Consider the following 18286-nt stretch of genomic DNA (forward strand, 5'->3'; position numbering starts at 1 on the left):
AGATATACTTTTAACAAACAAACATGAGTTCAAAATCGGAAAATTTCTTTGATTCAAAAGTACTAGGACATCCGTCGGGATTGTTCGTGCTTTTCTTTACAGAGATGTGGGAGCGTTTTTCATTCTACGGAATGCGCGTTTTATTAATTCAGTTTTTAACAGCTGCAGTTATTGGGTTAAATCCAGGTTGGGAATGGTCTATAGAAAAAGCAACCGCTTTATATGGAACATACGCAATGTTACTTTACATTACGCCCATCTTTGGAGGTATTATTGCTGATAAATACATAGGCTATCGTTGGGCAGTTGTAATTGGTGCGATTATTATGACTCTTGGTCACGCATTCATGGCTTTTGATACACCTATCTTTTTATATTTAGGATTGGCGTGTTTGGTTATCGGAACAGGATTCTTTAAACCAAATATGACATCTATCTTATCAGAAATGTACAAAGATTTTCCTGAGAAAAAGGATGGTGCTTATACAATATTCTACATGGGAGTTAACGCTGGTGCATTCTTCGGAATGATGTTGTGTGGATTCTTAGCAGAAAAAGTAGGATGGCACTGGGGATTCGGTTTAGCTGGAATCTTCATGTTATTGGGTACATTACAGTTCTGGTTAGCAAAACCATTATTTGGGCATATCGGTGAGGTTCCTTCAAAAACAGGAAATCAAATTACGGCTGACGATGATACACCAAAATACGAACCAGGAGAAAAACCAAATCCATTTACAGTTTTAGATCAAATCTTAATCGTTATTATGACGCTTTTAGGATTAGGCTATGCGTTCAATGATCCGTTAAATGCAATTGGTGGAATTAACTTATTCCCATTCTCTATCGGAGGTTTATCAGGACAAAATGTTGTTATTTTAGTAGCATTATTCTTGTTCTTCTTTGTGGTAATTCGTCGTTTGGCAAATTACACAAAAGTGGTTCGCGACCGTATGATTGCGGTAATTATCTTTGCATTCTTCGTTATCTTCTTCTGGATGTCTTTCGAGCAAGGAGCTACATCATTGGTAATCTTTGCGCGTGATAATACAGAACGTAACTTGATTGGAGGTGCTGCAATGGCATTCAATGTTTTCAATACATTATTAACAGTTGTTCCATTATTGTTTATCTCGTATGTATTGATTTTATTAGCAAAACAAACATTCAAAAAAGCGGCTGCATCTAATATTGTTTTAGCATTTACTTTCTTAGGAATTTGGGCTGCTGCAATTTGGATGTTAAACTATAACTGGACTTCTCACTCTTACGATGTTTCTTACCAAGCAATTGAAACGGCTAAATTAGACGATGCTGGTAAACAAGTTATGAACGAAGAAGGTCAACCTGTTTTTGATAAAACACCAGTTACGGCTTCTTATGTGGCAAACTCTACAGATAAAATTGTTACTGAAACAATTAATTTAGCTTCTCAAGACGCTTTAACAAAAGGATCTGATATTAATATTCACAAAGAAGGGGACAAATTTGTATTAGTTTCTCCAGAAAGTTTAGTGAAATTAGATACTGAATATAAAAATCAAAATAAACCATCTGAAGTTGTTCCTGCGAAAGTAGCAGAGATTAAAGATTCTCAAGTAGAAATTACCGTTTCTTGGTTCTCTACATTAAACTCATTCTTCATCATTGCATTAGCATCATTAGTTTCTCGTGTTTGGGATTCTAAATATAATCCATCAGCTTCTGTAAAATATGGTTTAGGATTAATTATTATGGCAATCGGATTCGGATTCTTAGCTTTCGGTTCTTACGGAATTTCAGAAGGCGTGCGCGTTTCTATCATCTGGTTAGTTTTAGCTTATTTATTCCACACATTGGGCGAGCTCTGCTTATCTCCAGTTGGACTTTCGTACGTATCGAAATTAGTTCCAGCTCGTATGATTGCATTTATGTTCGGAATGTGGTACCTTGCAATTGCAATTGGTAACAAATTGGCAGCCATTTTAGGAGGTCAAATCGAAAATATTACAAAAGAATATTCGTTATCAACTTTCTTCTTAATTTTTACAATTGTACCAATTGTAGCAGGTTTAATCGTTATCGCATTAAATCCAATCATGAAGAAATTGATGCACGGAGTTAAATAATAAAGATTGAAATTTATGAAATCAAGCTTAGCAATCGCTGCCCTAATTTTATCATCATTTCTTTTCGGACAAGAAATTAAATGGTTATCATTAGACGAAGCAACAAAGGAAATAAAAGCACATCCAGAAAAACCTGTATTGATTAATTTCTACACAACTTGGTGTGGATTCTGTAAGCGTTTGGACAAAGAAACTTTTACAGATAATAAAGTCGCAGATTATGTGAACAAAAATTACATTGCGGTAAAATTTGATGCAGAGACAAAGGATATGGTAAAATTTATGGGAATTCAGTACACGTACATTGCGCCTGCTAAAGCGAATTACATGGCGTATGCCTTTACAAACGGACAATTGAGCTATCCTGCAACTGTTTTGATGAACGGAAAAGGAGATATCAACAAAGTTGTTTTGGGTTATCGCAGTTCGACAGATTTCATAAACGATATCAAAATTTAATCGAGAAATAACCTTGTTGAGAGGTTTTCCATAAAACAGAATCAGAAGTTTCTTCAAGTTCTGTAACAATAGAAGGGTAGTTGCTGGCATCAGCAATTACCCTTTTTAATTTGTTATTATTTTCGAAAGGATAAAGCTTTGATTGATGAATTAACACATAAAAAGGAAGTGTTGAATCTTCTTCATTTAATAAGAGTTTAAATGACTTCGTTTCGATAGAATTTGGATGTTTGATAAAATGTTGATGTTTAAAGTCTGAATCATAAGAGTAGAAACTAACATTTTTTATTCGATCATGGATTTTATAGGGTTTAATCGTAAAATTATAAGTTTTTTCATCCAAAGGATTTTCGCTTAAAATTGCTAAACTTCGTTGATTTCTTATCCCGATAATACTATTCTTATATTGATTAAAAACGATTAATTCATTCGAATGATTGAGTTCATAAATTTGATAATATCGTTCAGATTCAATTAGAAATAAAGATATTAGACAAACGAATAAGGCTAGTTTAGATTTTTTCAAGAATAATGGTTTCGACATATATAAAATAACGCCAATCAAAATAGCAGTGAACAAACTGATATAAACATCTTTCGCAATAAACTTGAAACTTGCTAACCAATAAATATATTGATTTGAATAATAGATAAAATGATTGAAAAGCCACGTATAAATTGGAATATTAAGATCAAAAATGATGAGAAGAATACTAATTATTCCACCGCAAATCATCAAAAAAGAAGCTGGAATCAAGACTAAATTTCCGAATAAAAACAATCCAGAAAATTGATTAAAATACAAGACCGAAATTGGTAAAGTACCCAATTGAGCAGATAAACTTGTTTCAATCATAATCTTGATTTTCTTCAGAAAACTATTTTTTACTTTCCAATAATGCTCGAAAATTGGATTGAGCCAAACAATGAAAAAGACTGCTGAAAAACTTAGTTGAAAGCCAACATCAAACAAATAATTAGGTTGAAAAACTAGAATGATAAAAGCAGAAAGCGAAAGTGTATGAAAAATATTTTTTGGACGATTGAGTAATTCACTGATATAATAAATGGTAATCATCAACGCAGAACGAAAAACTGGCGGTTCCAATTCGACATAAAAAGCAAAAATCCAGATAAATATTAAGCTAATAATTATTCTAATTTTTCGACCATGTTTTAACTTCAATAATGGTTGTAAAACGAATTGTAAAATCATGTAAATCATCATCACATGCAAACCAGAAATAGATAAAATATGAACAACTCCGGTCGCCACATAACTTTGATTTAGTTCTTGAGAAAGCTCTGTTCTATCCCCCAAAAGCATAGACGAAATAATTGCTCTACTTTCGAGCGAATAACCTTGTTCTGTTAACTTTTCTCGAATTTTCACTTTCGATTTTGCAACCCAATTCCTAAAACCATTTCCTTCTTTGTGAATAGAAATAATTTCATCTGTAAAGATTTGAGAATAAATTCTTTTTCTGTTTAAGAAACGTTTGTAATCAAATTGATATGGATTAAATGGTTCTTGAATTTCTCTTTTTTCTCCGAAAATGATGATTTCATCATTAGGATATAAAGTTTGTTGTTGAGATTTTATATGAAGTAATATTTGCTCATTCGTTTCGATATCTTTTACAACGTAATTGGTATATTTTTCAGTTGAATTAGAACTATAAACGACTTTTAGCAAATGAATTTTTGAAACAGATTCGAAGTCAATTCTTGAATGTCGATTATAATTTTGATGAATATAGTAGCCTAAAATCATCGAAATGCCTAAAAAAGCGATGATATTTTGACGATAATTATTTTTTAACAAAGAGATAAAAAGTAGAATAATTAGTAAAAAAAATATAATTCGTAAATTTGTAGCAGGAATTAATAATTCGGATAAAATTATTCCGATTGAGAAACAAATTGTTAGGGTAAAAAAGAGATACTTTTTCATCCTAATAATTTATAATTTTATTTACAAATAGTTGGTTTTAATTATTTGTAAATGAATTAATTTAAAAATAGAGAAATGAAGAAGATTCTTATATTAGTTGTGTTGTTTTTTACGCAAATGGCAATGGCTCAAATTGATGTAAAACTATCAATCACAAACCTTAAGAAAATGAAAGGAAATTTGGCTATAGAGTTTTATAGAAATGTAGAAAATTATACAAAAGGTCAAAATGCATTCAAGAAATTGTACGTTCCAGTTGCTGATATAGATAAGTATGAAACGGTATTTAAAGATATTGAACCAACATTTTATGCGGTAAAAGTATTTTTGGATACGAACAATAATAAACAGCTTGATAAAAGTTTTTTGGGTGTGCGTAAAGAACCGTATGGTTTTTCTAAGAATTTAGATCCTATTTTGCGTGAGCCAACTTTTGAGGAAGCTAAAGTGGAAATGACTGAAGAAAATAATACAATTCTAATCAAACTAAACAATAACAAAGGCGAAGAATAATCTTCGTCTTTTTTTGTTAAAATTTAATTGAAAAACCTAAATTCAATCCTAATAAAGAAGGATTTTTAGCATCTACATTTTTCAATGGATTTAGCATATATCTATAATTTGGTTCCAAATTTATACTTGATTTATTTGATAAATTATATTCTAACTTAACCCCAGCGTTAGCGCTATAACTCGAATTATTTAAGTTATTTGCTTCGCCTAATTTATAATTTGATCTTGTATTAGTATCAGCCAATGAAATAGAATTTTTCGTTACAGCATAATAACTTCCTCCCGCTATTGCTAGAATATTGAATTTATCAAAACTTGCCAATTTATATTCAACTTCTAATGGAACTTCGATATAATGAACTTTTTGTTCCATAGTATTGGTTTCAGAAGACAACATGGTCATTACAGCATTTTGGTTTGATTGGTCGGGAATAACTCTAATATTACTATGATAAGTAATGTTGTTGGCAGTTTTCGGATTGCTTGCAGAAAGCGCGTAAACACCCATGTTGATGCCCGAATTAATATTTGTTGTATTTTGTTCTAACTCAACTTTTGAAATTCCCGAACGGACATTTATCTTATCATTTATACGGACAGAAATCTTTGCACCGTAAGCGACAGTCAAATTATTTTTGATAGTATGATCGTTAAATTCATCCGCTAAAATAGATTTAGAATCTAACATTTTTGTAGGATTGATGTACGAAGAGACCGTCAGAAGTGGAGATTTCTGTTTGATTTCTACTTTCTCTTTTTCCTTCTTTTTTTCTTCTTGAAGAACTAATTCTAATGGTTTTTCCTCTAAAATGTTAGGTTTAACTTCTTTCTCAGAAACTTCATTTTTTGGAGTATTTATAGAATTATTTTGAACAAAATTATCTTTTTGAGTTGATCTCGTTTGACCTAATTCTTGTGTTTTATCTTCTTTTTGATTTGGAATTATATTCGAAAATAAAGATGATTCTCCAATTACATTTTCAAAATATGAATTTGAATGTTGAATTGTTTTTTGATTTGATTCAGTCGAATTTTTTACAGAAGAAACAATCTTTTTATCAGAAGAATTTTCATTCGTATGATCAATATTATTCCAATTTTTTTCGATAGATTCTTTAGAAGTCGATTTCGTTTTTACAACTTCATTCGTTGGAATATGATTAACGTTAACCGCATCATTTTGATTAAAATAATAAATAGAAATCCCAGCAACTAAACATGCGGCAGTAGAACCAATCCAATAAAATAAAGGAATGATTCGTTTTTTCTTCTCTTTCTCGTCTAATTTCTCCTGAATATTTTTCCAAGCATCCATCGGAGGAAGCTGTGGTTGCGAGAGTTTATCTTTAATATGTTGATCAAATTTGTTCATCTTCTGTGACAGTTTTTAATTGATTGAGTTTTTGTTTTAATAAATTTCGTGCTCTTGATAAGTTTGATTTTGAAGTTCCAACCGAAATGGTCAGCATTTCTGCAATTTCTTGGTGCGAATATTCTTCAAAAACGTAGAGGTTAAAAACTTGCCTGTATTGTGGTGGAAGATTATGAACGGCTTCTAACAATTGTTGATAATCAAAATCTTCTTCAACTTCGTTGTCGTCTTCTTGTGTTATAATGAGATTTTCGAAATCTTCAAAAGGTAAATTATTCTTCTTTTTTAGTTTTTCTAAATTAAGATTTACCATTATCCGTTTCATCCAACCTTCAAAAGATCCTTCGAACTTGAATTGATTTATTTTATTGAAGATATGAATAAAACCCTCTTGAAAAATATCTTGCGCATCTTCGTAATTTTCGGCATAACGAAGACAGATCGAGAACAAAACAGGCGAAAACTCAACATAAATTTCTTCTTGAGCTTTTCTATTTTGTTCTTGACATTGCTTGATTAAAATTTCAAGAGAGTCACTATTCAAAACTTATTGGACTTTATTTTTCTTTAATGTTTAAGACAATAGAATCGTTAAAAGTATCTTTATTTTCTGAGTTTTTACCAGTCCAAAACTTTAATGTATATTTTCCTGCTTTTTTAGGAGTAAATTTTAAAGTTTTAGATTCGATAGTTGTTGCAGGTAAACATGATTGTCCATTTCCTTGAGAACCTAAAACTCCAATGTAATGTACAGAATCGTTGCTGCCTTGTAATAAACTAAATTGTATAAATTCTTGACAAGAATTTGTTTTTGAATAATTTACTTTAACATTTGTTGTTTGGTTTATAGGCATAATAGAATCTTGATTAACAGTAACTCCTTCTGTTGTAAAATAACCATAGTTTACAAAATCTGAGTCATCATTATTTAAACAACTAAATGTTGATAAACCTAAAATACCTACCAAAGCAAACATGCTTAATCTTTTCATTAATTTCATTGTATGAGTTTTAATCGTTATAAAAATAAGATATAGATTTTAGAAAAGGTTGCGTGAAAGAATAAGAAATTAATATATAGAATAAGAAAACCCCTTGAAAATCAAGAGGATTACTTTGTTAGAATAGGTGTAAACTTTAATTAAGTCAATCCTGAAACATTTTAATAATTAGATCTGAATGACATCTATAGCTTACAAGATTTAAAAAACAATAAAAGGTTGCGTCAAACTTTTACTTTTTTTAAAATTATTTTTTTAAGTCCTCAATAATTAGCGAAGCGGTTCTTTCTGAAGCACCAATTCCACCAAGTTTATGATACAATTCTTCATAGCTTTTCATGATTTTTTCTCGTTTAGGAGAATTTAAAATTAAATCTAACTCTCGTTTGATATTTTCGTAAGTTAAATCATATTGAATCAGCTCTTTCACCACTTCTTCGTCCATAATCAAGTTTACTAAAGAAATAAAACGAATGTTTTTTACAACACGTTTTCCGATCTCGTACGAAATAGCATTTCCTTTGTAGCAAACAACTTCTGGAATTTTCAGTAAAGCAGTTTCTAATGTCGCTGTTCCTGATGTAACCAGAGCTGCATGAGAAACGCGCAATAAATCGTAGGTTTTATTCTCTACAATTTTCAAATCATTTCCAGCGATTTTTTTATAATTATTGATTGGTTGAGAAGGTGCTCCAGCCACAACAAATTGATAATCGGGAAAATCTTTTTCAACAGAAAGCATCAAAGGTAATTTGACTTTAATCTCTTGAGTTCGGCTTCCAGGAAGTAAAGCAATAATTGGTCTTTCGTCTAAATTATGATCTTTTCTAAATTGCTGTTCATCAATTGGTGGTAGATTATTCAACGAATCCAATAATGGATTTCCAACAAAATCTACTTTGTAATTGTAACGTTGATAAAATTCTTCTTCGAACGGAAGAATCACAAACATTTTGTCGACAACTTTTTTGATTTTATGAACTCGACCAGTTTTCCAAGCCCAAATTTGTGGCGAAATATAATAATAAACTTTAATTCCAAGACTTTTTACAAATTCAGCAATTCTGAGATTAAAACCAGGATAATCAACTAAAATAACTGCATCTGGCTGATAAGTTTCGATGTCTTTTTTAGCAACCGAAATATTTCCTAAAATCGTTCTTAAATTCATTACAACTTCAGCAAAACCCATAAACGCCAAATCTCTGTAATGTTTGACTAAAGTTCCGCCTTGCATTTGCATCAAATCTCCTCCCCAAAATCTGAATTCAGCTTGTGGATCTTTTAATTTTAATTTTTTCATTAAGTTCGATGCGTGCAAATCGCCCGAAGCTTCACCTGCAATGATATAGTATTTCAATGGAAATCATTTTTCTTCTTACAAAGATAGGAGAAATCTATAAGTGGAGTAGATTTCAATGTTTTTTATTGCGTAAATTTACTCTTTCAAACAAAGAAAAATGTCAGACGAAATTATAAATAAAGTTGCCAATAGTAGTTTAGTAACAATTGATTTACAGGATTATTACCCTGATGGAGATCGTGTTGTTTTTGACTTGAAAGATTGGTTATATGAAGAATTGATTCTTAGAGAAAAGGATTTTAGAGAAAATCTGAAAAATCATGATTGGACACAATATCAAGATAAATATGTAGCGTTAACGTGTACTGCGGATGCGATTGTTCCGTCTTGGGCTTATTTGTTGGTCGCAACCTATTTGTCGCCAATTGCGAAACGAATTGTACATGGAAGTTTACAAGATTTGGATACGATTTTGTACACAGAAATTGTAGATCATTTGCCTTATGAAGATTATGTTGATGGAAAAATAATTGTGAAAGGTTGCTCTCACAAACCTGTACCAGAATCAGCTTATATTCAGTTGATTGAACGTTTACAACCAATTGTAAGTTCGTTAATGTTTGGTGAAGCGTGTAGCACTGTTCCGCTTTATAAAAAGAAGAAATAAAAAAATCCGCTCAACGAGCGGATTTTTTTACACATGAATAAAATCGTAATATACTTATTGATTAGTTCTGAAAACTAATTTATTATCTCCAGATTTTTCTTCGAAATAATCGATTAAAACCGCATCATTATCATTTATTGTTCCTTTTAAAATTTCTTTTGAAAGTTCATTTAATACATCTTGTTGAATAACTCGTTTCAATGGTCGTGCTCCGAATTGTGGATCGTAGCCTTTTCTTGCTAAATAATCGACAGCTTCTGGCGTAATATCTAATGTAATATCACGTTGTGCTAATTTCTTAGCAACTCCGCTTAAATAGATATTCACGATTCCAGAAATTTGATTTTCACTCAATGGACGGAACAAAATAATTTCATCAATACGATTCAAAAATTCTGGTCTAAAGTTTTGTTTCAATTCCTCAAAAACGACATCTTTTGTTTCATCATAAACTTGCGCCACATTATTTTCGTCAATATTCGAGAATTTATCCAAAATCGTATGAGAACCAAAATTCGATGTCATAATGATAATCGTATTTTTAAAGTTAACCACACGACCTTTGTTGTCTGTCAAACGTCCGTCATCCAAAACTTGTAACAAAATATTGAAAACATCTGGATGCGCTTTCTCAATTTCGTCCAACAAAATAACTGAATAAGGACGACGACGAACTGCTTCTGTTAACTGACCACCTTCGTCGTAACCAACGTAACCCGGAGGTGCCCCAACCAAGCGAGAAACTGCATGTCGCTCCTGATATTCGGACATGTCGATACGAGTCATTGCATTTTCATCATCGAATAAAAATTCAGCCAAAGCTTTTGCTAACTCAGTTTTCCCAACACCAGTCGAACCTAAGAATAAGAACGAACCAATTGGTTTTCCTTCGTCACTAAGACCTGCGCGAGAACGACGAATTGCATCAGAAACAGCCGTAATTGCTTCTTCTTGTCCAAGTACACGTTTGTGTAATTCGCTTTCTAAATTCAATAATTTTTCGCGGTCAGATTGCATCATTTTCTGAGCTGGAACTCCAGTCCATTTTGATACAACTTCTGCAATATCATCTGCATCAACAAACTCTTTTACTAGTTTGTTTTGTTTATTCTGTTCAAGATTATGTTCAGCTTCTTCTAAATTATTTTTTGCATTTACTAAATCTTCAAACTCTAATTTTGAGGCTTTTGCATAATCATAATCACGTTTTGCACGCTCAATTTCGAATTTGATATTTTCGATAGATTTTCTTAAATCTTGAACTTCATCGGCACGATTTCTTTCCGCTTCCCATTTTGAATTCAATTGATTTCTTTCGTCTTGAAGATTAGATAATTCTTCTTTCAAAAGATTCAATTTTTTCTCATCATTTTCACGTTTTATCGCTTCAATTTCTATTTCCAACTGAATAATTCTACGATCTAATTTATCTAAATCTTCTGGTTTAGAATTCATTTCCATTCTCAACTTAGAAGCCGCTTCGTCCATCAAATCGATGGCCTTATCTGGTAAAAAACGATCTGTAATATAACGTGTTGATAATTTTACAGCCGCAATAATTGCTTCGTCTTTGATTCCAATTTTATGGTGTTGCTCATATTTATCTTTGATTCCACGCAGAATAGAAATTGCAGATTCTTCATCTGGCTCTTCAACCATTACTTTCTGGAAACGACGCTCTAAAGCTTTATCTTTTTCAAAATATTTTTGATATTCATTCAAAGTTGTAGCACCAATCGAACGTAATTCGCCACGAGCCAAAGCAGGTTTTAGGATGTTTGCTGCATCCATTGCGCCTTCTCCGCCACCGCCAGCACCAACAAGCGTGTGAATCTCATCGATGAATAAAATAATTTCTCCATTCGAAGCAGTTACCTCTTTTACAACGGCTTTCAAACGCTCTTCGAACTCACCTTTGTATTTTGCACCCGCAACCAAAGCTCCCATATCCAATGAAAAAATTTGTTTATTCAAAAGATTTTCAGGAACATCTCCATTGATGATACGATGAGCTAAACCTTCTGCTATAGCAGTTTTACCAACACCTGGTTCACCAATAAGGATTGGGTTATTTTTTGTACGACGAGATAGAATTTGTAAAACACGACGAATTTCTTCGTCACGTCCAATTACAGGATCTAATTTTCCTTCTTTTGCTAAATCTGTTAAATTTTTAGCGTATTTATTTAATGAATTATATGTTCCTTCTGCGTTTTCAGAAGTTACTCTTTCTCCGTTTCTCAATTCTGTTACTAATTTTTTTGTGTTGTCGAATGTAACACCTCTATTTTTTAATAACTGACTTACAGGTGATACATTCTTGATTATACCTAATAATAAATGCTCTAATGTGATAAAATCATCGTTCATCTCTTTTGCAATTTCTTGTGCAGATTGCAAAATTTGGTTAGATGAATTGGAAAGATGATTTCCTTGTTGACCTTCAATTTTTGGATATTTATTGATTTCTAAATCCAGCTCTGGTTTCAACATATCCATTTTTACACCTTGTTTTTCCAAGATTAATGATAACACGTTTTCATCAACATCTATCATTCCGCCTAAAATATGAGCTGGTTCTATTGCTTGATTTTTTTTAGCAACTGCAATTTGCTGCGCTGCTTGAATCGCCTCACGACCCTTTATTGTAAATTGATTAAAATCCATTGGTTTTTAGTTTTTTATATTGGTTTTGTTTGTTGTACTTCATCAAAAAAAATTCCAAAGTAGAAATAAAACCTAAAAACTGACTTTTTGACTATATTGAATAAAAAAAGGAGACATTTTGACAACATCTCCTCTCGTTTAAAAATTTTTATAGTATTTAAAATAAACCTTCTACTGATAAATAGCGTTCGCCAGTATCGTAGTTGACAGTTAATATTTTTGCTTCTTTGTCTACTTCATTCAATGTTTTTGCAACTGCAGCCAGCGAAGCTCCTGTCGAAATTCCAACAAATAAACCTTCTACTTTAGCCACTTTTTTTGCAAATTCATATGCTTCTTCTTTTGTAATTTGAATAGAAGAATCAACAATTGAAGTATCTAAATTAGTTGGAATAAAGCCTGCTCCAATTCCTTGAATCGCGTGTGGACCAGGATTTCCTCCTGAAATGACAGGAGAATCGGTTGGTTCTACAGCGATAACTTTTGTTGAAGAATTAATTTCTTTCAATGCTTTTCCAATTCCAGAAAGATGTCCACCTGTTCCAACTCCTGTGATTAAATAATCTACTCCTTGTGGAAAATCAGAAAGAATTTCTTTTGCAGTTGTATTATAATGAACTGTCGGATTCGAACTATTCTCAAATTGTTGCGGAACCCAAGCGCCTTCTATTGTTTCGGCTAATTCTTGTGCTTTTGCAATAGCGCCTTTCATTCCTAATTCTTTTGGCGTTAAAACAAATTCAGCACCATAAGCTTCCATAATTTTTCGACGCTCAATTGACATTGATTCTGGCATTGTGATAATCATTTTGTAACCTTTTACAGCTGCAACAAATGATAAGCCAATTCCTGTATTACCCGAAGTAGGTTCTATAATTGTTCCTCCAGGTTTTAAAATTCCAGCTTTTTCCGCATCTTCAATCATTGCTAAAGCAATACGATCTTTAATTGATCCACCTGGATTTTGTTTTTCTACTTTAATATAAACATTATGGTTGGGAAATAATTTATTCAGTTTAATAATTGGTGTATTTCCAATAGTTTCTAATACGTTATTGTAAATCATTGTTGTAAGGTTTTAGATGATATAATTGATATGTTGTTCTTTTTTTTGTTTTTTTATTTGCGGTTGATTCTCTTGATAGACAACAGAATCTTCTTCTATACTTTCTGTAATCCAAACATTTCCACCGATTACAGAATTTTCTCCAATTACAGTTGTTCCTCCCAAAATAGTGGCTCCAGCATAAATCGTGACATTGTTTTCTATTGTTGGATGACGTTTTTTATCAGCCAAATTTTTCGAAACATAAAACGCTCCTAATGTTACGCCTTGGTAAATTTTTACATGATCACCAATCAATGTTGTTTCTCCAATCACAATTCCTGTACCATGATCGATATAAAAATTTTTTCCAATTGTAGCACCAGGATGAATATCAATTCCAGTTTTAGAATGTGCATATTCAGAAAAAAAACGGGGAAGAATTGGCGTATTTAATTTATAGAGAATATGTGCTAAACGGTGAATTGCAATCGCAAAAAAACCTGGATAAGCTAAAATGATTTCAATTTCTGATTTAGATGCAGGATCATTTGCATAAAAAACAAAAATCAGTTCTTCTAATTCTTGTCTAAGTTGTTTGAATTGTTCAAAAAAGTATAAACTAATTTGATTCGACTTCTCCTCAGGAACAATTTTTAACAAGATAGAATTGAATTGATTGAGTAAATCTTCTTTCTTATACAAAGGATTTGGTTGTTGAAAAATCTCATCATAAATAATGGATTCTATCAACGGTTCTACTTCTTGTTTTCTAAATGGTAAACTGTATTTCGTAAGCTGATTCATTCTTAAATCTATAAACTCTATAAAAATAGTAGACAAATGTATTCATTTTTTTATTCTTGAAGAAGAAATTGTCGAAAAAATGACAAAACCCATAAAAATGCTTTCTCTTTTATTATTGCTATGTAAGCATAATAATACACTGTTTTGACTTTTATGAATAAAATCTATTTTTATTTATTTAAAATTATTTATCAAATTAAATAACTAGTAATCAATATTATAAAAGGGTTTATGTGTTTAAAAAAGATTATTTTTATAAAAAATAAAGCATAGTGTTTTATTTACACTAAAAAATAGTTATTTTAGTGAAATAAATTTTAAAGGATAAAAATATGAAAAAATCAATTTTATTCGGATTATTCTTTATGTTGACATCTTTAATGTATGCGCAATCACCAATTGGAACTTGGAAAACAATTGATGATGAGACAAAACAGGCGAAGTCTTACGTAGAGATTTTCGAAAAAGATGGAAAACTTTATGGTAAAGTCACTAAGATTTTAACAAAAGGAAAAGAAGATGCAAAATGTACAGATTGTTCAGGCGCATTAAAAAATAAACCAATTTTAGGAATGCAAATTCTTTCTGGTCTTAAAAAAGATGGAAAAGAATGGAATGGTGGAAAAATCATTGATCCTAATAGTGGAAAGGAATACAAAGCAAAAATGTCTCTTAACGGAAATGATAAATTAGACGTAAGAGGTTTTATCGGGATTTCTCTTGTAGGAAGAACGCAAACTTGGCAACGAGTTAAATAAAAATCAAAACAAAAACGAAAAGGTTACTCTGAGTAATCAAACCCACAAAATTTTACTCTATAATGACTATTTCTAAAAGAATAGTCATTATTTTTTTTGCTTAAATTTGTAACTTCAAAACTTTAGTTTTTGATTATTTCTAAAATAAATTAATGAGTTCATATAAAAACAGAGCGTTTGCTTATATAAAACCTTACAAATCTTCATTTGTTGCAGCAATTTTTTTTAATTTAATGTATGCATTATTTAATATTGTTGCATTAGCATTCATGATGCCTATATTGAGTGTGCTTTTCGGAGAAGATAAAAAACACATTACAGTCAAACCGATTTATTCAGGTCATTTAGTTGATTTGAAACAATTTTTTTCTGATTATTCGGGCTATTATATGAATCAATTGTCGCAAACCGAAGGTCCAGTTTATGTATTAGCAATTTCGTGTGTTGTATTTATTATTGCATTTTTGTTTCGTAATATTTTCAGTTTTCTTTCAGAAACTTGTTTGGTCGATTTACGTTCTGGGGTTACACGCGATTTGCGAGTGGATATTCATAATAAAATTATCGATTTACCAGTTGCTTATTTTACAGAAAAACGAAAAGGCGATATGATAAATCGTATGTCAAGTGATGTAAATGAAGTTGAATCGAATATCTTAAATTCTTTTGTAGAACTTGTGCGTTCACCAATTATGATTATTGTTTTTGTGATATTCTTATTTACTGTAAGTTATCAATTAACGATTTTTGCTATTTTGGTTTTCCCGATTATGGGAACAATTATTTCGTTGATTGGAAAAAGTCTCAAAAAAGCTGCTACTCATGCGCAAGACGAATTATCTAATATTATTACTTATGTAGACGAAACACTTTCTTCTCTTAAGATTATCAAAATTTTTAATGCTGAAGATCAAGTAAAAGGTCGTTTTGATGAATCGATTAATCGTTATCGAAAATATCTTCAAAAAGTAATGAAAAAACGTGCTTTAGCTTCACCAACAAGTGAATTTTTAGGTGCTGTTACAATTGGATTAATTGTTTTTTTTGGAGGTAAGTTATCGTTAGAAGGAAATGGTTTAACAGGTTCACAATTCATCTTTTATATCGCAACATTTTATACATTATTAGATCCGATTAAACGCTTTTCGAAAGCATTATCAGATGTACAAAAAGGAGAAGTTTCTGCAAAGAGAATTTTTGAAGTTTTGGATGCTGACGTTTCGATAAAAGATGTTCCAGATGCTAAAGGAATTGATGCGTTTGAAGATAAAATTGAGTTTAGAAATGTGACATTTGCTTATGGAAAACATAATGTAATTGAGAATTTTAATTTAACAATTAACAAAGGAGAAACGGTTGCTTTAGTTGGGCAGTCTGGTTCTGGAAAATCAACTTTGGCTAATTTAATTACTCGTTTTTGGGATGTAAAATCTGGTCAAATTTTGATTGATGGAATTGATATCAAACATATAAAATTACATGATTATCGCTTGTTATTTGGTTTGGTTACGCAAGATTCGATTCTGTTTAATGATACAATTTTTAATAATATTTCATTAGGGGATAAATCTCCAAATTTAGAAAAAGTAGAACATGCAGCGCAAATTGCAAATGCGGAAGAGTTTATTGTAAAAATGCCAGAAAAGTATCAAGAGTCAGTAGGTGAGGGAGGAAGTAAACTTTCTGGTGGACAAAAACAACGTTTAAGTATTGCGCGTGCGGTTTATAAAAATCCACCGATTATGGTTTTGGATGAAGCAACTTCTGCTTTGGATACTAAATCTGAAAAATTGGTGCAAGTTGCTTTGAATAATATGATGCAAAATCGTACTTCTTTGGTTATTGCGCACCGTTTATCAACCATTCAGAATGCAGATAAAATTGTGGTAATGGAAGCAGGAAGAATTATTGAAGAAGGAAATCATCATTCCCTTATCGAGAAAAAAGGCGTTTATGCTAATTTGGTAAATATGCAGAATTTTGAATAAAACTTAACTTTATAAACTAAAAAAATCCGCTTATTAAGCGGATTTTTTAGTTTATATTTTAAATCGATTTAATTTCAAAACCAAGTTTTTTCCAATCTTCCCAAAATGTTGGATATGATTTTTCTACGACCATCTCATTCTCAATTCGAATTGGGTAAATTTGAGCCAAAGGCGCCATACACATTGCCATTCTATGATCATTGTAAGTCGCTAAAGTTGGCGTTTCTGTATAATTATTATAACCCTCAATTGTTAAAGAATCGTTTGTAATTGTAATAATTGCTCCAAATTTTTCCAACTCATTTTTAAGTGCAACCAAACGATCGGTTTCTTTAATTTTTAGTGTTTCCAAACCTGTTAAATGACATTTTACTTTCAATCCCACACAGGTTGCCGAAATAGTTTGCGCAATATCAGGAGTGTTGATTAAATTTAATTCGATGATAGATTTTGGAGTGAAATTTTCATCATTTTTCAATGTTAAAACTCCATTTTCAAAAGTTGAAATTACACCAAAATTTTCTGCATAAATATGTTGTAAAGCTGAATCTCCTTGTAAAGAATCTTCGAAATAAGTAGAAATTTTCACTTCCGAATTTTTAGATAAAGCAATCAAACTATAATAATATGAAGCTGAACTCCAATCTGATTCTACTTGTAAAGTTTGAGCTTTGATGTTTTCAGTAAAAGGAATTTTGATTGTATTTCCTTCGAAAATTGCATTAATTCCGACTTTATTCAACAACTGAATTGTCATTTGAATATAAGGAACAGAAATAATTTTTCCATCAAGATTTATCGTTAATCCATTTTCTAATTTTGTTCCTATCAAACATAAAGCTGAGATATATTGAGAACTAATATTAGAAGGAATTGTAATAGAATCTTTCGTTATTTTTTTTCCTACAATCGATAAAGGTGGATAACCTTCGTTTTCTTGATACGAAATTTCTGCACCCAACTCATTCAAGGCGTCAACCAAAACTTTTATTGGTCGTTGTTTCATTCTTTCAGAGCCTGTTAACGTTATTTTTCGTCCATCTTGAATAGAAAAATAAGCCGTTAAAAATCGCATTGCAGTTCCCGCATGGTGAATATCAACTAAATCAGTTTTGTTCGCTAACGCTTTTTGCATTAATTGAGAATCTTCTGAATTTGAAACATTTTCTAATGTCAAAACATTCTCAAATAATTGACTTAATAACAACAAACGATTGCTTTCGCTTTTAGAACCTGTGATGGCTAATTGATTATTTATCGGAGATTTTAGAGCAGAAATTTCAATCATATTTATTTTAATTTATCATTATTTTGATGACGATCGTGGTCACGTTTTGTTTTGTAATCTAATTTTTTGTAAAAAGCTGATTCTAAATCAACACCTGTTTGATTCGCCAAACAAAGTGCTACAAAAATAACATCTGCCAATTCTTCGCCAAGATCTTTGTTTTTATCTGATTCTTTCTCCGATTGTTCACCGTAACGACGCGCAATAATACGAGCAACTTCTCCAACCTCTTCGGTTAGTTGTGCCATATTTGTTAACTCGTTAAAATAGCGAACACCATGTTCTTTGATCCAATTATCAACGTCTGTTTGTGCTTGTTTAAGGCTCATCTTATCTTAAATTTTAAAAGTTAAAGG

Annotated in this window: 16 protein-coding genes; 6 read left to right on the plus strand and 10 right to left on the minus strand. The window is 31.2% G+C overall.

Features of this window, described 5'->3' with window-relative positions; all coding sequences use genetic code 11:
- The first annotated feature begins 23 nt into the window (after nucleotides 1-23).
- Both HXZ74_RS07300 and HXZ74_RS07305 read left to right on the plus strand, forming a co-directional pair.
- Nucleotides 24-2108 carry a peptide MFS transporter gene (locus tag HXZ74_RS07300; protein ID WP_115002336.1) on the plus strand — a complete coding sequence of 695 codons (2085 nt, stop codon included), beginning with the start codon at nucleotides 24-26 and terminating at the stop codon, nucleotides 2106-2108.
- Nucleotides 2109-2123: 15 nt separating this feature from the next.
- Nucleotides 2124-2567, plus strand: a complete 444-nt coding sequence (locus tag HXZ74_RS07305; protein ID WP_125348917.1) for a thioredoxin family protein — start codon at nucleotides 2124-2126, stop codon at nucleotides 2565-2567.
- On the opposite strand, the gene HXZ74_RS07310 is transcribed toward HXZ74_RS07305, so the two are convergent.
- Nucleotides 2557-4521 carry a ComEC/Rec2 family competence protein gene (locus HXZ74_RS07310; protein WP_280061872.1) on the minus strand — a complete coding sequence of 655 codons (1965 nt, stop codon included), beginning with the start codon at nucleotides 4519-4521 and terminating at the stop codon, nucleotides 2557-2559. The two genes, HXZ74_RS07305 and HXZ74_RS07310, sit on opposite strands and share 11 nt — an antisense overlap.
- A 75-nt stretch (nucleotides 4522-4596) precedes the next feature.
- Here HXZ74_RS07310 and HXZ74_RS07315 point away from each other — a divergent pair, with 75 nt between their 5' ends.
- Nucleotides 4597-5034, plus strand: coding sequence for a DUF2141 domain-containing protein (locus HXZ74_RS07315; RefSeq protein ID WP_280061871.1), 438 nt, complete (start codon nucleotides 4597-4599; stop codon nucleotides 5032-5034).
- Nucleotides 5035-5050: 16 nt separating this feature from the next.
- Here HXZ74_RS07315 and HXZ74_RS07320 read toward each other — a convergent pair whose 3' ends face one another.
- The 4 genes from HXZ74_RS07320 to lpxB all read right to left on the minus strand — a co-directional run bounded on the left by HXZ74_RS07320 (nucleotide 5051) and on the right by lpxB (nucleotide 8767).
- Complete coding sequence (locus HXZ74_RS07320) at nucleotides 5051-6406, minus strand: porin family protein (RefSeq protein WP_115002342.1); 1356 nt, start codon at nucleotides 6404-6406, stop codon at nucleotides 5051-5053.
- Entirely contained in the window at nucleotides 6393-6950 is a 558-nt protein-coding gene (locus HXZ74_RS07325) for an RNA polymerase sigma factor (RefSeq protein WP_115002344.1), read from the minus strand. Before HXZ74_RS07325 ends, HXZ74_RS07320 begins: the two co-directional genes overlap by 14 nt.
- Before the next feature lie 13 nt (nucleotides 6951-6963).
- Nucleotides 6964-7407 (minus strand): hypothetical protein, encoded by a 444-nt coding sequence (locus tag HXZ74_RS07330; RefSeq protein WP_280061869.1) that lies wholly within the window; start codon nucleotides 7405-7407, stop codon nucleotides 6964-6966.
- 247 nt (nucleotides 7408-7654) lie between these two features.
- Nucleotides 7655-8767, minus strand: coding sequence for a lipid-A-disaccharide synthase (gene lpxB / locus HXZ74_RS07335; RefSeq protein WP_286474641.1), 1113 nt, complete (start codon nucleotides 8765-8767; stop codon nucleotides 7655-7657).
- A 100-nt stretch (nucleotides 8768-8867) separates the two neighbouring features.
- Here lpxB and HXZ74_RS07340 point away from each other — a divergent pair, with 100 nt between their 5' ends.
- Nucleotides 8868-9377: a DUF2480 family protein gene (locus HXZ74_RS07340; RefSeq protein WP_221855726.1), complete on the plus strand. Its 510-nt coding sequence runs from the start codon at nucleotides 8868-8870 to the stop codon at nucleotides 9375-9377.
- Nucleotides 9378-9431: 54 nt separating this feature from the next.
- Here HXZ74_RS07340 and clpB read toward each other — a convergent pair whose 3' ends face one another.
- The 3 genes from clpB to epsC all read right to left on the minus strand — a co-directional run bounded on the left by clpB (nucleotide 9432) and on the right by epsC (nucleotide 13896).
- A complete protein-coding gene (gene clpB / locus HXZ74_RS07345; RefSeq protein ID WP_286474643.1) occupies nucleotides 9432-12044 on the minus strand; it encodes an ATP-dependent chaperone ClpB in 2613 nt (870 codons plus the stop codon).
- A 157-nt stretch (nucleotides 12045-12201) separates the two neighbouring features.
- Entirely contained in the window at nucleotides 12202-13110 is a 909-nt protein-coding gene (cysK, locus tag HXZ74_RS07350; RefSeq protein ID WP_115002351.1) for a cysteine synthase A, read from the minus strand.
- Nucleotides 13111-13122: 12 nt separating this feature from the next.
- Nucleotides 13123-13896 carry a serine O-acetyltransferase EpsC gene (gene epsC, locus HXZ74_RS07355; RefSeq protein ID WP_115002353.1) on the minus strand — a complete coding sequence of 258 codons (774 nt, stop codon included), beginning with the start codon at nucleotides 13894-13896 and terminating at the stop codon, nucleotides 13123-13125.
- Nucleotides 13897-14228: 332 nt separating this feature from the next.
- Here epsC and HXZ74_RS07360 point away from each other — a divergent pair, with 332 nt between their 5' ends.
- Together HXZ74_RS07360 and HXZ74_RS07365 are read left to right on the plus strand one after the other, a co-directional pair.
- Nucleotides 14229-14654 (plus strand): DUF2147 domain-containing protein, encoded by a 426-nt coding sequence (locus tag HXZ74_RS07360; protein ID WP_038333244.1) that lies wholly within the window; start codon nucleotides 14229-14231, stop codon nucleotides 14652-14654.
- Nucleotides 14655-14806: 152 nt separating this feature from the next.
- The gene (locus tag HXZ74_RS07365) at nucleotides 14807-16642 is read left to right on the plus strand and encodes an ABC transporter ATP-binding protein (RefSeq protein ID WP_286474645.1); all 1836 of its coding nucleotides are present in this window, start codon (nucleotides 14807-14809) and stop codon (nucleotides 16640-16642) included.
- Nucleotides 16643-16700: 58 nt separating this feature from the next.
- On the opposite strand, the gene HXZ74_RS07370 is transcribed toward HXZ74_RS07365, so the two are convergent.
- On the minus strand, nucleotides 16701-17930 hold the full coding sequence (locus HXZ74_RS07370) for a 3-phosphoshikimate 1-carboxyvinyltransferase (RefSeq protein WP_286474647.1): 1230 nt from the start codon (nucleotides 17928-17930) through the stop codon (nucleotides 16701-16703).
- Nucleotides 17931-17932: 2 nt separating this feature from the next.
- Nucleotides 17933-18259, minus strand: a complete 327-nt coding sequence (locus tag HXZ74_RS07375; protein WP_038333238.1) for a nucleotide pyrophosphohydrolase — start codon at nucleotides 18257-18259, stop codon at nucleotides 17933-17935.
- Nucleotides 18260-18286 lie beyond the last annotated feature (27 nt).

The sequence above is a fragment of the Empedobacter sp. R750 genome (assembly GCF_030324345.1).
Lineage (GTDB): Bacteria > Bacteroidota > Bacteroidia > Flavobacteriales > Weeksellaceae > Empedobacter > Empedobacter falsenii_C.